Below are 13,161 nucleotides of genomic sequence, written 5' to 3' on the forward strand. Positions count from 1 at the left end.
GCGAGGCAATCTGCGGGCGTCAACGCAAGGGGCGGAACGTCTTTCGATACACCCCCGGGGTGACGCCGACGGCCTGGACGAACTGGGTCCGGAAGTTGCTCGGCGTGGAGAACCCGACCTGCCCGGCGATCCGGTCGACGGTGTAGTCGGTGGTTTCCAGCAGTTCCTGGGCCTGGCGGATGCGGACACCCGCGACCCATTGGATCGGACTCTGGCCCGTCTCCTCGGCGAACCGGCGGGTCAGGGTGCGAACGCTCATCTCGGCGGCGGCCGCGATGTCGGCGAGCGTGAGATTGCGGTGCGCGTTGTCCTCGATCCAGGCCAGCACGTGCTCGAGGGTGGCGGTGCGGAAGATCGGACGATTGCGCAGGATGTACTGCGACTGGCCGCCGGTGCGCTGCAACGGCGTCACCGCCAGCCGGGCGGTGTCGGCGGCGACCGCGACACCGTAGTCCTTGCCGACGATGTGCAGGCACAGATCCAATCCGGCGGCGGCGCCCGCGGAGGTGAGGATCTGGCCGTTGTCGGTGTAGAGGACGTCCCGGTCGACTCGCACGGCCGGATAACGGCGGGTGAGATCGTCGGCGGCCAGCCAGTGGGTGGTGGCGTCCCTGCCGTCGAGCAGGCCCGCCTCCGCGAGGACGAACGCGCCGACGCAGATGGAGGCGACGCGAGTGCCCCGGCGCACGGCGGCGCGAAGCGTGTCGAGCACTTCGGGCGAGCTCGGGCGGGCGGGCTCCGCGAGGCCGGGGACGACGATCAGGTCGGCGCGTTCGACCTCTTCCAGGCCCGCCTCGACGGTGATGCGCAGCGGTCCCGCGGCGATCTGCCGCTGCGGCCCGGCGACGACGACGCGATACCCGGCACGGCCGTCCGGCAGCCTCACCCGTCCGAACACCTCGATCGGTGTGGCCAGATCGAAGGCGATCGCATCATCGAGCATGAGGACGACCACCGTGTACATGCACCGACCGTAGCGGTATGAAGCGTGGCCCGGAAGCGCCTGGGCACCGGTGGCCGGATTCAGGTGTTCTATGACCTGATCGCCACTGACGGCGCCGGGCGGTCGCGGGTGAACATGGCAGCACGTCACTCAGGAAGGATCTCCATGCCACAACAGCGTGCACAGTTCGCGTCATTCACGGTCACCGGCGAACGGCTCGGCGCATGACCGGATTCCTGCTGTCGGTCCACGTCCTCGCCGCGATCCTGAGCATCGGCCCGGTCGCCGTCGCGGCCAGCATGTACCCGCCTGCCGTGCGGGCCGCGCACCGCAGCCCGGAGGATCCGCGCAAGGCCGCCATCGTCGGTGTGCTGCACCGGATCAGCCGGGTCTACGCGGTGGTCGGCATCTCGGTCCCGGTGTTCGGCTTCGCCACCGGCGCCAGCTTGGGCGTGCTCAGCGACGCTTGGCTCGTGGTGTCCATAATTCTCACCGCAGTCGCCGCGGTGCTGCTCATGGGCGTGATCCTGCCCGCTCAGGAGTCGGCGCTCGCGGCGATCGAAGCATCGCGTCCGGTGGGCGTGCCCGCCACGGGACCGGAAACGAGCGTCGCGGATTCACCGCCGCTGGAACGCCTCACCGCGCGACTGGGCATGTCGACGGGGATGTTCAACCTGCTCTGGGCGATCGTGGTCGTGCTCATGATCTACCGCCCCGGCTCGACGACCGGGGCGGGCTTGTGATCGGTCGGTGAGAACTGTTGGTGCGCAACAGCAATGCTCCCGGCGGCCCGGGCTGCGCGAACCCGGCCGGGGCGAGATGATCTTTCGGTAGTCGAACCACTACAACCGAACAGTCAGCTCGAGAGGACCGAATTATGTTGTCGCATCCCACCGTCGGGATCATCCGTATCGACGGCGTCGCATGAGCACGGCACGGGAACGCTTCGCCGGTGGGACAGCCGTCATCACCGGCGCGGGTTCGGGTGTCGGGGCGGGGCTCGCGCGCTACGCGGCCTCCATCGGCATGCGGGTCGTGGTCACCGACGTCGACGCCGACCGTGCCCGCATCGTCGCCGGCGACATCGTCGCGCAGGGACTCGAGGCCGAGGCTCAGATACTGGATGTCACCGATGCCGAGGCCTTCGACAAGCTCGCCACCGACGTCTACGAGCGCTACGGCAGCGTGGAGTTGCTGATCAACAACGCGGGCCTCGAGACCGCGGGCGTGCTCTGGGAGATCCCGGTGCAGCGGTGGCGGCAGGTGATGAAGGTGAACGTCGACGGTGTGTTCCACGGCATCCGGGCCTTTCTGCCCAAGATGATCGCGGCGGGCACCCCGGCGACGGTGGCCAATATGTCCTCGGTCGGCGGCGTGCTGACCCAGGCGCTGCAAACGCCCTACATCGTCAGCAAGCACGCGGTCGTCGCGCTGACCGAGAGTCTGCACCAGGAAGTCGCGCTGACCGGCGCGCCCATCCAGGTCACCGTGCTGTTGCCGTACTCGGTGCGCAGCCGGATCTTCGTCGACGCCCAGGCCGCCGCACCCAGCGGCAATGCCGCTGCCGACCAGATGTTCGACGTGCTGCACACTCTCGGCGAGACGGCGGGCATGGATCCGATCGACGCCGCGGAGAACATGTTCGCCGACATCGCCGCGGGCGAGTTCTGGGGATTCACCGACAAGGCCTTCGGTCTCGGCGCCTTGGGACACCGCGCCGAGACGCTCAGCGAGCGGCGCGCCCCGGCCCCGCCCATGTCGTTCTGACCCGCCCCTGTCGTCCCAGCTCCGGCTCCGGCTCCGGTGCGGGAGCGCTTCTCGGATCGGCGAACTGAGCGCCGAACCCCGATCCGGGCCGCTCATGCCACGATGAGCGGCCCGGATCGTCAGGGCGCCCGATCGACCAGCGAGAAGTGACCGGACCGGCTCGCGCAGTGCGCGCAGCAGAAGATCTGATCCCCGGACTCCACGCCGTGACCGAGGATGCGGCAGCGGCAGTGGGCGCAGGACGGCGCGAGCTCGTTCGCGGCGCACTCCAAGCTGTCGAACGTCCAGCTCCGGCCGTCGAGGTTGACGGTGAACGTTTTGTCGTAGTCGTTGCCGCAGGTATCGCAGGTCGCCATGTCGGTTCGATCCTCCAGGCAGTCGTGGGGTGCGATTCGGCGGCACTCGCCGCCGTCAGCGGCCTACCCTGCGAGTTCCTGGGCAAACAGGAAAACGATCACTTCCATTCGGGATCGCCTACCGGCGAGGCGCCGCGTGCGTTAACCTGATCAAGGCTCACGTGTCCACCTCGAAACCACCGGGGTTCGGCGGAGCCTCGATGCCTCGTGCATCTCGAGCCGATCCGGGTAGTGTCATGAACTCGAAATCCAGCTCCTCCCCCTTGCTGTCGGTCAACTCCGCCACGGCGCCTGCCGAGTCGCCGGATCACCGACTGACATTCCGCACCCGTCACCGCGGTGACGTCGTCATCCTGTCGATCCGCGGCCAGGCCGATGCGTTCACTCTGTCGCTGTGGCGGCAGACGGTGCGCGAGGCCGCAGGCACGGCGGCGAAAGCAGGCGGTGCGCTCATCATCGACGCGGGCAGGCTCGACTTCCTCTCGCTGCGCACCCTCGGCGCACTCGTCGAGGACGCGGGCCGATTCTCCCGCGACGGTGTCCGGACCTGCCTGGTCACCACCGACCTGCGCATCGCCCGGCTCCTCGCCGCGGATCCGGCCACCGCGCCGCTGACCGTCCGTTCGACGGTGGTCAGCGCGCACACCGCACTCGAGTCGCCGACGCGGTCCGCCGCGCCCGCGGTTCTACCGGACGACGACGCCGAGGTGAGTGGCGACGTGCTGCCCCCGCGCCGGCGTTTTCACGGCCGGTCCTCCACCGTTATCCCCATTTCGGCGAGGAAGGCGGTGGCCGCGGGCGTACGCCGGTAGCGGCTCCAGACGACGTACTCCACGCGAGTGGGTGCGTCGGCCACTTCGACGGTGACGACGTCGGTGAGCTGGGGGACATAGGCGGCGGCCATCATCGCCACGCAGAGATTCTCCGCGACGAGCCGGACGATGTAGTCGGCGCTGGACACCTCGTAGGCGACGTCACGGTCGAGGCCGACCGCCTCGAAGGCCAGATCGGATTGCATACGCCCGGCGGTCCCCGCCGGTAGGTCGACGAAGACCTCCTCGGACAATCTGCGCAGGTCGACCACCGATTCGACGGCGAACGGGTGGTCAGGTGCGACGACAGCGACAAGCCGGTCGCGAGCGAGCTCGCGGCCGGCTACGTTGCGTGGCCGCATCGTCGGCGGCAGGCCGAGGAAGGCCACATCGATCGCGCCCTGCTCGACCTGCTCGACGAGTTCTTCGCTCGCCCCGACCCGCAGGCTCACCCGCACCTTGGGGTATCGCCGACGAAAGGTGCGCAGCGCGCCGGGGATGTCGGCCGCGGCGACGGTGGGGATCAGGCCGATGGCGAGCCGCCCCCTGACCTCCCCGATCGCCGCGGCCACCTCGGCCGCCGCCCGCTCCGCGGCCTCGAGACACTCTCGGGCCGCGGGCAGGAACGCCGCGCCCGCCGGTGTCAGCCGTACCCGCCTGCTGGTGCGTTCGAACAGTCGCGCCCCGAGTTCCTTCTCCAGGCGGGCGATCTGGTGACTGAGCGCCGACTGGACGACCAGGCAGCGTTCGGCTGCCCTGGTGAAGCTGTTCGTCTCGGCGACCGCGAGAACGTAACGCATCTGCTGGAGCTCCATGGATCAATCGTGAATCACGATCCATCCGGTGACAAACATGCATTGGACTCATGGATCGGCTGCCGGTGAAATCGGAGGGGTGAACAGTCCACCAGCACAACTGGTTTCCGCCGGAACCAGCAGAAGCTCCCCCTCCGGGAATCTGCCTCGCGCCGCCGTGACGGCGATCGCCCCGCTGTCCTGGGGCACCACCTACATCGCCATCACCGAACTCCTCCCGTCCGGACATCCCCTGTTCGCGGGGGTCATGCGGGCGCTGCCCGCGGGCTTGATCGCACTCGCGGTCACCCGTGTGCTGCCGCGCGGCGAATGGTGGTGGAAGGCCGCGGTGCTCGGTGTGCTCAATATCGGCGTGTTCACCGCGCTGCTGTTCATCGCGGCCGAACGCCTGCCGGGAGGCGTCGCCGCGACGCTGGCGGCGGCTCAGCCGCTGGTCGTCGCGGTGCTGGCGGTGGTCATTCTGCGCGAACAGCCCTCCGCCTGGCGGATCGTCTGGGGTGTGACCGGCGTGGCCGGTGTCGGCCTGGTGGCGATCGGCCCCGAGGCCGCGCTCGACGCGACCGGGCTGGCGGCGGGGCTGATCAGCGCGGCTTCCATGGCACTGGGATTGACGCTCACCAAGCGCTGGGGGCGGCCCGCGGGAGCCGGTCCGACCGCTTTCGCGGGCTGGCAACTGGCCGCGGGAGGTCTGTTCCTGCTGGTGGTCACGCTGGTCGTCGAGGGACCGCCGCCCGCGATCGACGCCACCGCCGCTCTCGGCTATCTCTGGCTGGGACTGGTCGGCGGTCTGATCGCCTACGTCCTCTGGTTCCGCGGAATCGGCGTCTTGCCGGTCACGTCCGTCGCGGTCCTGGTCCTGCTCTCACCGCTGGTCGCGGCGGGCCTCGGCGCCCTGCTGCTCGGCCAGACCCTCGGCCCGGTCCAACTCGCCGGATTCGGGCTGTGCCTGCTCGCGATCGTCGCGGGGCAGCTTCCCGCACCCACATTCTCGCCGCGTCGGCCGACGCCCGTCCAGGAGGAAACAGCTCGATGAATATGCTTGCGGCCCAGCACAAGACCATCCTCGTCACCGGTGCGACGGGCAGCCAGGGCGGCGCCGTCGCCCGCGCGCTGCTCGACGGCGGGTGGCCCGTGCGAGCGCTCGTCCGTGATCGCGGGAAGCCCGCCGCCGAGGCACTCGAGGCGCTCGGCGCCGACCTGGCCGTCGGCGACCTCGACGACCCCGATTCGCTGCGCGCCGCCGCACACGACACCTACGGCGTGTTCAGTGTGCAGCCCAGCGACATGACCGCTCCCGACCCGGAAACCGAAGTGCGGCAGGGCAGCAATGTCGCCGACGCCGCCGCGGCAGCGGGCGTCGCGCATCTGGTCTACAGCTCGGTGGGCGCGGCCCCACGCGCATCCGGCGTCCTGCACTTCGAGACCAAGGCCGCCATCGAGGCGCACATCGACGCCATCGGCGTGCCCGCGACCGTCCTGCGACCGGTCTACTTCATGGAGAACTGGCGTCATGCGCTGCCGGAGCCGGTGGACGGCGAGCGGGTCGGCGCGATCGCGCTCGACGCCGACACCCCGCTACAGATGATCGCCGTGGCCGACATCGGCCGGATCGCCGCCGAGGCGTTCGGCCGTCCCGGCGAGTTCATCGGCGAGAAGATCGAGATCGCCGGCGACGAGCTGACCGTGCGGCAGATCGCCGAGTCCTTCACCCGGGCCGACGGCATCCCGACGCGCTTCCGGCGGCAGCCGAGCGATCTGCTGCGGGCCGAGGCCGAAGAACTGGCGAAGATGTACGACTGGCTCGACGAGCACGGGCATCGAGCCGACATCGCCGCGCTCCGCGCACGCTTCCCGGAGCTGCTGACCTTCGACGCCTGGCTGCGAACCGCCGCCCACGTGGGAGACAGCCGCTGAAAAACATCGTCGCCCCGTCCACCACGACATCGGAGACCATTGACATCGGAGACCATTACTGTCGCAGGGGCGGGACAGTACTCGACAACGGTGCGGCCCGCGCTCGACGAGTAGCGACGAAAGCACGGATCCGATGAGCACAGTGCACGCCTTCACCGACGACGCCCTCGGCGATCTCGACGCCCTCGGGGTCGCCGCCCGGATCCGTGGCGGCGAGGTGAGTCGTGACGAAGTGCTCGAGGCCGCCATCGCGCGGGTCGGCAAGGTGCAGCCGCAACTGAACGCCGTGCAGGTCGAGTGCTTCGAGCGGGCGCGCCACCAGCCGCCGACCTCGGGGCTGTTCGCCGGGGTGCCGACGTTCGTCAAGGACAACGCCGATGTCGCCGGTGTGCCCACCTGTCACGGGTCGGCCGCGTTCACCCCGTATCCGGCGAAGGCGGACAGCGCGCCGGCGCGACAGTTCCTGGCCCAGGGATTCACCGTGCTCGGCAAGTCGACGCTGTGTGAGTTCGGGCTGACCGCGAGCACCGAGTACGTCGATCGTCCGCCCACCAGGAACCCCTGGAACCCCGACTACTCCGTCGGCGCCTCCTCCGGCGGGTCCGCCGCGCTGGTCGCCTCCGGCGCGGTGCCGATCGCGCATGCCAACGACGGCGGCGGGTCCATCCGCATTCCGGCGGCGGTCACCGGGCTCGTCGGTCTCAAGGTGACCCGCAGCCGACTGCTCGACCAGCCCGGCGCCAGGCAATTGCCGGTCAATCTGGTCTGCGAAGGGGTGCTCACCCGGACGGTTCGCGACACCGCCCACTATCTCGCCGCCGCCGAACGACACCATCCCGAGCCGGGGCTGGCGCCGGTCGGTCTCGTCGAAGGCCCCGCCGAGCGCAGACTGCGCATCGGCGTCATCCGCTACGACGTCCTCGGCCGCCCCGTCCACCCCGAGACCGACCGGATCCTGACCTCGGCCGCCGAGACGTTCGCCGATCAGGGGCACGAACTCACCGAGCGGCGCTTGCTGGCCGACACACAGTTCGTCGAGGATTTCACGCTGTACTGGTCGCTGTTCGCGGTCTTGATGTCCGCCGGTTTCCTGGTCGGTCACGGCCGCCGTTTCGACCCACGCAAGCTCGACCCGTTCACCAGAGGTCTCGCCCGCAAGGTCGCCCGCAATCCGCACCGGCTTCCCGGCGCGATCCGCAGGCTACGCGGCGGGCCGGAGCTCTACGCCCGCCACTTCGCCGACGTCGACGTCCTGCTCACCCCGACGCTGGCCCATCCCGCACCCCGCATCGGCGAGCACTCCCCCGGCCAGCCCGCGGACCAGTTGTTCGCCAAGCTCGTCGACTACGTCGGGTTCACCCCGCTGGCCAATGTCGGCGGCGGTCCGGCCATCTCGTTGCCGCACGGCCTGCACCCCGACGGGCTGCCCGGCTCGATCCAGCTCTTCGCGCCGCACGGCGACGAGAGAACCCTGCTTCGACTGGCTTACGAACTCGAGGGCGTCGCGCCCTTTCCGCGCATCGTCGACCGATGATTCCGATCGATCGTTCCCGTGTGGCTCACCGCGCCAGGGCGGACCGCTCGCCGACCCGGCGCAGCGCGGCGGCGTATTCCTCGCCGATCCGGTCGACGATCTCCGACACCGGTTCGACCGCGCGGATGTTCTGCAGGCCCTGGCCCGCGGCCCAGACGTCCTTCCACCGTTTGATCGAGGCGCCGCCCGCGGTGTAGTTCTTCGCGCCGGTGGCGGGTGCCAGGTTGTCGGGGTCGAGCCCCTGGGCGCGGATGCTGCCCTCGAGCCAGGAGGCCGGTGTGCCGGTGATGGCGTCGCTGACGATCAGGTCGTCGGGTCCGGCGTCGACGACCATCTGCTTGTAGGCGGGCTCGGCCGAGCTCTCCCGGCTGGCGAGGAATCGGGTGCCCATGTAGACGAGATCGGCTCCGGCGGTGACGGCTCCGGCCACGCCGTGACCGTCGCTGATGCCGCCGCCGATGATGACCAGGCCGTCGAAGAAGTCGCGGATCGCCGAGGTGAAGGCGAACGGCGAGAGGTGGCCGGTGTGCCCGCCCGCCCCGGCGCAGACACACGCCATGCCGTCGACGCCGGCTTCGGCGGCCTTCCGGGCGAGCCGCATGTTCACCACGTCGGCGATGACCAGACCGCCGTATCCCTTGACCACGTCCATCACCGGACGCGGTGAGCCGAGCGCGGTGATGACCACCGGGGGCCGGTACTCGGCGATCAGGCGCAGGTCGTCGGCGAGCCGGGCGTTGGTGCTGTGGGTGATGAGGTTGGCCGCCCAGGGGTCGGGCGAGCCGTCGCCGGAGCGTGCCTGATCGGTGATGGTGCCCATCCAGGTGTCGAGATCCTCGACGGTGCGGCAGTTCTGGGTGGGAAAGGAGCCGATGATGCCCGAGCGGCAGGCGGCGATCACGAGATCCGGTCCGGAGACGAGGAACATCGGCGCGGCGACGACGGGCAGGCGGAGGGCGGAGAGCAGGGCGTCGGTCATGAGTTCTTCCTCGGGACGGGATCGTCACGCACGCGAGGGCGCGGCGACGACGGATCGACTGGTCAGCGGCGCGAGCATGCGGGCGACCGCGGCGCGATCGACCTTGCCCAGCGCGGTCAGCGGAAAGGCCGGCAGGCGGTGGACGGACTTGGGGCGTTTGTAGTCGGGCAGCACCTCGCGGCTGCGGCGCAACACCTCCACCTCGGTGAGCTCCGGGTCGGTGAGCTCCGGGTCGGTGAGCTCCGGGTCGGTGAGCTCCGCCTCGGTGAGATCGGCCCGAGATTCGGCGGTGTAGGCCGCGACGATCCGCTGACCCCACACGGGGTCGGCCAGCCCGACCACCACCGCGTCGGTCACTCCGGGGATGGTCAGCAGCGCCTGCTCCACTTCGCGTGGATACACGTTGTACCCGCCGGTGATGATCATGTCTTTGCTGCGGCCGGTGAGATGCAGGTAGCCGTCGGCCGCCCGGAAGCCCAGATCACCGGAGTGCAGACGGCCGCCGCGATGGCTCTTGCCGAGATCGGTCCGGGTTCCGGCATCGTGGTACCCCGGGCCGACGGCGGGTCCGGCGATCACCAGTTCACCGATCTGCCCGTCGGATACCGCGACATCGCCGTCACGGAAGTCGATGTCCACGCCGGCGCACGGCCTACCGACCGAGGCGAGGATCTCGCTGTCCTCGTCCATCCCCCGGCGATGGGCGGCGATGCCGAGCACCGTCAGCGGCGGGATGGCCTCGACCATGCCGTAGTACTGGACGAGATTCGGCGTGATGCGGTGGTAGGCCTGCCGGATGTGCTCGACCGGCATGGGCGCGCCCGCGTAGGCCAGCATGCGCAGGCGGCGCAGCGCGGTCAGTTCGGCATCGCCGAACTCCAGCAGCCTGGCGATCACCGTGGGGACGAGTGCGGTGTGGGTGCCGCGACAGCCGGCGACGGCGGCGAGCAGTTCCGCCGGACGGGCATGGTCGAGGAGCACCTGTTTCCCGCCCGCGGCGAGGAAGGGCAGGACGAACAGCCCGCTGGTGTGGATGACGGGCCCGGCGTGCACGAAGACCGGGGGCTCCGGTCCGTCCAGGGTGCCGGCGAGGACGTGGTCGAGCATGGCGCGCAGTGAGGCGAGCCGGTTGGCGTGGGTGCGCTTGGCGCCCTTGGGCACACCGGTGGTACCCGAGGAATAGTGCAGGGCGCACAGCGCATTCGGTTCTAGTTCGCGGAGCCGCGGGCGAGCAGGCGCCGCCGCGGCGATGCCGTCGAGTGTCGCGGTGCCGGTGTCGTCGTCCACGGCGGCGATCAGCACGGACACCGGGGCGGCTGCGGCGAACTCCCGTGCCCCGTCGACGCCGGGATCGTAGACGAGCGCGCACGGTCGGCAGTCGTCCATGATCCGCGCCCAGTCCCGTTGCCCCACCCGCGGATTGAGCGCGACACGGACGAACCCGCCGATCGTGAGTGCCAGATCGACCTCGATCGAGGCCACCGAGTTCGGCAGCAGCACCGACACGGCGCCGCCCGGCGCGACCCCGCGCGCGGCGAATCCGGCGGCCAGCCGGTGCACGCGATCGGACAGTTCGGCGAAGCTCAGGCTCCGCGCGCCGTCCGCCACCGCGAGGTCCGCGCCGAACCTCTCGGCGGCGGTCCGGACGACATTCGCGATCGACATGGCTACTCGACCCTCCATTTCACTACAGTTATTGAAGTAAACTACGGACGTGCCGGATCGCGCAACAGACCATCCGGCCCCCGAGGCAGAGGAGCCACCACCGATGACCCGTCCCGCCACCGACCCACGCACCCCCTGGATCGTGGACGCGGTCCGCACGCCGTTCGGCGCGGCCAGGGGCGCGCTGTCCCACATCCGCGCCGACGACCTCGCCGCATTGCCGATCGCCGATCTGCTGGCGCGGCATCCGGATCTGGACCCCGCGCGCATCGACGACGTGGTGTGGGGCAATGCCAACGGCGCGGGCGAGGACAACCGCAATGTCGCGCGGATGGCGCTGCTGCTGGCGGGACTCCCGCACACGATTCCGGGCGTCACCGTCAACCGGCTGTGCGGATCCGGCGCGGAGGCTCTGCTCTCGGCGTCGCGTCGAATCGCCGCCGGCGACGCCGACGTGGTGCTGACCGGCGGCTCGGAGAGCATGAGCCGAGCGCCCTACGTGCTGCCGCCGATCGATTCCGCCTTTCCCCGGCACCTGGACCTGACGCCGACGACGGTCGGCTGGCGCATGGTCAACCCCCGCTTCCCCGCCGCCTGGGTCGAGTCGCTCGGCCGTTCGGCGGAACTGGTCGCCGAGAGCAAGGGCATCGGGCGGCTCGAACAGGACGAGTGGGCGCTGCGCTCCCACGAACTCGCGAAGAAGGCCTGGTCGGACGGCGTGCACACGGAATTCGCTCTGCCGCGGGCCGATCTCGCGCGTGACGAGTCCATCCGCGATACCAGCGCCGCGACGCTGGCCGGGTTGCGGCCTGCGTTCTCCCCGCAGGGCACCGTCACCGCGGGCAACTCCTCACCGATGAACGACGGAGCCGTGGCGGCGCTGGTGGCCGGTGGCGCTGTGGTGTCCGAACTGGGCGTGCGGCCGCTGGGCCGGGTGCTGTCGTCCGCTGTCGTCGGCGTGGAACCGGATCTGTTCGCCGTGGCCCCGGTTCCGGCGATCACCAAGGCACTCGAGCGCGCCGGGCGCGCCCCGGCCGACGTGCGCGTCCTGGAACTGAACGAGGCGTTCGCCGCGGTGGTGCTGGCGTGTCTGCGGGAACTGCCGGGGATCGCGCCCGAGCGGGTGAATCCGTTCGGCGGCGCGATCGCGATGGGACACCCGCTCGGCGCGTCGGCGGCCCGGATCGTCGTCGACTGCCTGCGTCACCTGCGACGGCTCGGCGGCGGAATCGGCGTCGCCGCGGCGTGCGTCGGCGTCGGACAGGGCATCGCTATTGTGTTGGAAGCCTGAGCGAGAGCGTCGGGACAGCCGGTACGGAAGGCGGGGTTGGCAGTGGCCGAGAACGCCGGTCCCGCCGCGACCGCCAGTCCGGTCGCCCAGACCATCGATCTGCTCGGCGACCGGGTGACGGTGGCGATCCTGCGCGACGCCTTCGTCGATCACGTCAGACGTTTCGGCGAATGGCTCGACCGGACCGGCGCACCGCCGGCGATTCTGACCTCCCGCCTCAACGCCCTGGTCGACGCCGGGCTGATGCGGCGGACGCCGCAGTCCGGCGGCTACGACCGGCACGACTACCTGCTCACCGACCTGGGGCTGGCGACATGGGAGCTGCTGGTCGCCATCTGGTCCTGGCAACGGGAATGGTCCGCCGACGGGCTGCTGCAGCCGGAGCTGGTGCATGTGCGGTGCGGGCATCGTGGTCCGCCGGAACTGATCTGCCGGCACTGCGGCCGGCTCGCCAAGGCGCGCGACGTCCATGTGGAGATGGACCCCGACTCGCTGGTGCTGGCGGGCAAGGGCTGGCGCCGATCCACCCGCAGCACACCCACGCTCAGCCGGGTCGATCTGCAGTTCACCGAGGTCATGGAGGCGATCGGCGATCGCTGGAGCGCCCTGGTGACCGGACTGGCACTGTCGGGCGTGCGCCGATTCGGCGAGTTCCAGTCGATCCTGAAGATCTCCCCGTCCACGCTGACCGAACGGTTGGCGCGGCTGACGGAAGCGCAGATGATCACCCGCGACGACGGCGGCCGCGAGTACCGGATGACACCCCGCGGCCGGGCGCTGTTCCCCATCTTCGCTTTCCAGGTGGCCTGGGCGCAGCAGGCGCATCCCGATGTCCCGGTCGAGCAGCTGGGCCCGCGTCTGCACCACGACGCCTGCGGGAACTGGTTCGATCCGGCGCTGCGCTGCCGTGGATGTGATGCCGTGCTCGACCGCACGTCGGTGCAGTTCCACGCCTGATCACGCACAGCGCCACCGCTTTTTCGCCGACACGTTGACAATCGCGCTGTGTCTTGGTTCACTTCAGCAACCGTAGTAAATTGCCGGGTAATCGAGGGCGTCTCCGGCCCCGAAGTCTCGGCACCGAT

At 70.2% G+C, this 13,161-nt stretch carries 13 protein-coding genes; 8 read left to right on the plus strand and 5 right to left on the minus strand.

All coding sequences use genetic code 11. The features are described from left to right. Window positions 1-19: 19 nt before the first annotated feature. Window positions 20-964 carry a GlxA family transcriptional regulator gene (locus tag NS3_RS07590; RefSeq protein ID WP_067855821.1) on the minus strand — a complete coding sequence of 315 codons (945 nt, stop codon included), beginning with the start codon at window positions 962-964 and terminating at the stop codon, window positions 20-22. Between the two features lie 203 nt (window positions 965-1,167). Here NS3_RS07590 and NS3_RS07595 point away from each other — a divergent pair, with 203 nt between their 5' ends. Both NS3_RS07595 and NS3_RS07600 read left to right on the plus strand, forming a co-directional pair. After that, window positions 1,168-1,686 carry a hypothetical protein gene (locus NS3_RS07595; RefSeq protein WP_067855824.1) on the plus strand — a complete coding sequence of 173 codons (519 nt, stop codon included), beginning with the start codon at window positions 1,168-1,170 and terminating at the stop codon, window positions 1,684-1,686. Between the two features lie 181 nt (window positions 1,687-1,867). Continuing rightward, window positions 1,868-2,710 (plus strand): SDR family NAD(P)-dependent oxidoreductase, encoded by an 843-nt coding sequence (locus tag NS3_RS07600; RefSeq protein ID WP_067855827.1) that lies wholly within the window; start codon window positions 1,868-1,870, stop codon window positions 2,708-2,710. A 119-nt stretch (window positions 2,711-2,829) separates the two neighbouring features. On the opposite strand, the gene NS3_RS07605 is transcribed toward NS3_RS07600, so the two are convergent. Continuing rightward, a complete protein-coding gene (locus NS3_RS07605) occupies window positions 2,830-3,066 on the minus strand; it encodes a metallothionein (protein ID WP_067855830.1) in 237 nt (78 codons plus the stop codon). 236 nt (window positions 3,067-3,302) lie between these two features. Here NS3_RS07605 and NS3_RS07610 point away from each other — a divergent pair, with 236 nt between their 5' ends. After that, on the plus strand, window positions 3,303-3,878 hold the full coding sequence (locus tag NS3_RS07610) for an STAS domain-containing protein (protein WP_067855833.1): 576 nt from the start codon (window positions 3,303-3,305) through the stop codon (window positions 3,876-3,878). Here the strand turns inward: NS3_RS07610 and NS3_RS07615 are convergent. Continuing rightward, the gene (locus tag NS3_RS07615) at window positions 3,809-4,693 is read right to left on the minus strand and encodes a LysR family transcriptional regulator (protein WP_067855836.1); all 885 of its coding nucleotides are present in this window, start codon (window positions 4,691-4,693) and stop codon (window positions 3,809-3,811) included. The two genes, NS3_RS07610 and NS3_RS07615, sit on opposite strands and share 70 nt — an antisense overlap. Window positions 4,694-4,850: 157 nt before the next feature. Here NS3_RS07615 and NS3_RS07620 point away from each other — a divergent pair, with 157 nt between their 5' ends. From NS3_RS07620 to NS3_RS07630, 3 genes are all read left to right on the plus strand, one after another. Continuing rightward, window positions 4,851-5,726, plus strand: coding sequence for an EamA family transporter (locus tag NS3_RS07620; protein ID WP_245649504.1), 876 nt, complete (start codon window positions 4,851-4,853; stop codon window positions 5,724-5,726). Next, window positions 5,723-6,607: an NmrA/HSCARG family protein gene (locus tag NS3_RS07625; protein ID WP_218018200.1), complete on the plus strand. Its 885-nt coding sequence runs from the start codon at window positions 5,723-5,725 to the stop codon at window positions 6,605-6,607. The genes NS3_RS07620 and NS3_RS07625 overlap by 4 nt, the downstream gene beginning before the upstream one ends. A gap of 133 nt (window positions 6,608-6,740) precedes the next feature. After that, window positions 6,741-8,141, plus strand: a complete 1,401-nt coding sequence (locus NS3_RS07630) for an amidase (protein ID WP_067855842.1) — start codon at window positions 6,741-6,743, stop codon at window positions 8,139-8,141. 25 nt (window positions 8,142-8,166) lie between these two features. Here the strand turns inward: NS3_RS07630 and NS3_RS07635 are convergent, their stop codons facing one another. Then, window positions 8,167-9,120 carry an NAD(P)H-dependent flavin oxidoreductase gene (locus NS3_RS07635; RefSeq protein WP_067855845.1) on the minus strand — a complete coding sequence of 318 codons (954 nt, stop codon included), beginning with the start codon at window positions 9,118-9,120 and terminating at the stop codon, window positions 8,167-8,169. A 24-nt stretch (window positions 9,121-9,144) separates the two neighbouring features. Next, window positions 9,145-10,785 (minus strand): class I adenylate-forming enzyme family protein, encoded by a 1,641-nt coding sequence (locus NS3_RS07640; protein WP_067855849.1) that lies wholly within the window; start codon window positions 10,783-10,785, stop codon window positions 9,145-9,147. A 103-nt stretch (window positions 10,786-10,888) separates the two neighbouring features. Here NS3_RS07640 and NS3_RS07645 point away from each other — a divergent pair, with 103 nt between their 5' ends. Together NS3_RS07645 and NS3_RS07650 are read left to right on the plus strand one after the other, a co-directional pair. Continuing rightward, window positions 10,889-12,076, plus strand: coding sequence for a thiolase family protein (locus NS3_RS07645; RefSeq protein ID WP_067855852.1), 1,188 nt, complete (start codon window positions 10,889-10,891; stop codon window positions 12,074-12,076). 42 nt (window positions 12,077-12,118) lie between these two features. After that, complete coding sequence (locus tag NS3_RS07650; RefSeq protein ID WP_067855855.1) at window positions 12,119-13,033, plus strand: winged helix-turn-helix transcriptional regulator; 915 nt, start codon at window positions 12,119-12,121, stop codon at window positions 13,031-13,033. Window positions 13,034-13,161 lie beyond the last annotated feature (128 nt).

The organism is Nocardia shimofusensis NBRC 100134 (assembly GCF_001613125.1).
Classification (GTDB): Bacteria; Actinomycetota; Actinomycetes; order Mycobacteriales; family Mycobacteriaceae; genus Nocardia; species Nocardia shimofusensis.

What these genes read in the sequence shown, in the direction of transcription:
- NS3_RS07605 (WP_067855830.1), bottom strand. Translation starts at nt 3,066, where the DNA reads ATGGCGACCTGCGATACCTGCGGCAACGACTACGACAAAACGTTCACC.
- NS3_RS07610 (WP_067855833.1), top strand. Translation starts at nt 3,303, where the DNA reads ATGAACTCGAAATCCAGCTCCTCCCCCTTGCTGTCGGTCAACTCCGCC.
- NS3_RS07595 (WP_067855824.1), top strand. Translation starts at nt 1,168, where the DNA reads ATGACCGGATTCCTGCTGTCGGTCCACGTCCTCGCCGCGATCCTGAGC.
- NS3_RS07640 (WP_067855849.1), bottom strand. Translation starts at nt 10,785, where the DNA reads ATGTCGATCGCGAATGTCGTCCGGACCGCCGCCGAGAGGTTCGGCGCG.
- NS3_RS07630 (WP_067855842.1), top strand. Translation starts at nt 6,741, where the DNA reads ATGAGCACAGTGCACGCCTTCACCGACGACGCCCTCGGCGATCTCGAC.
- NS3_RS07615 (WP_067855836.1), bottom strand. Translation starts at nt 4,693, where the DNA reads ATGGAGCTCCAGCAGATGCGTTACGTTCTCGCGGTCGCCGAGACGAAC.
- NS3_RS07590 (WP_067855821.1), bottom strand. Translation starts at nt 964, where the DNA reads ATGTACACGGTGGTCGTCCTCATGCTCGATGATGCGATCGCCTTCGAT.
- NS3_RS07625 (WP_218018200.1), top strand. Translation starts at nt 5,723, where the DNA reads ATGAATATGCTTGCGGCCCAGCACAAGACCATCCTCGTCACCGGTGCG.
- NS3_RS07635 (WP_067855845.1), bottom strand. Translation starts at nt 9,120, where the DNA reads ATGACCGACGCCCTGCTCTCCGCCCTCCGCCTGCCCGTCGTCGCCGCG.
- NS3_RS07600 (WP_067855827.1), top strand. Translation starts at nt 1,868, where the DNA reads ATGAGCACGGCACGGGAACGCTTCGCCGGTGGGACAGCCGTCATCACC.
- NS3_RS07645 (WP_067855852.1), top strand. Translation starts at nt 10,889, where the DNA reads ATGACCCGTCCCGCCACCGACCCACGCACCCCCTGGATCGTGGACGCG.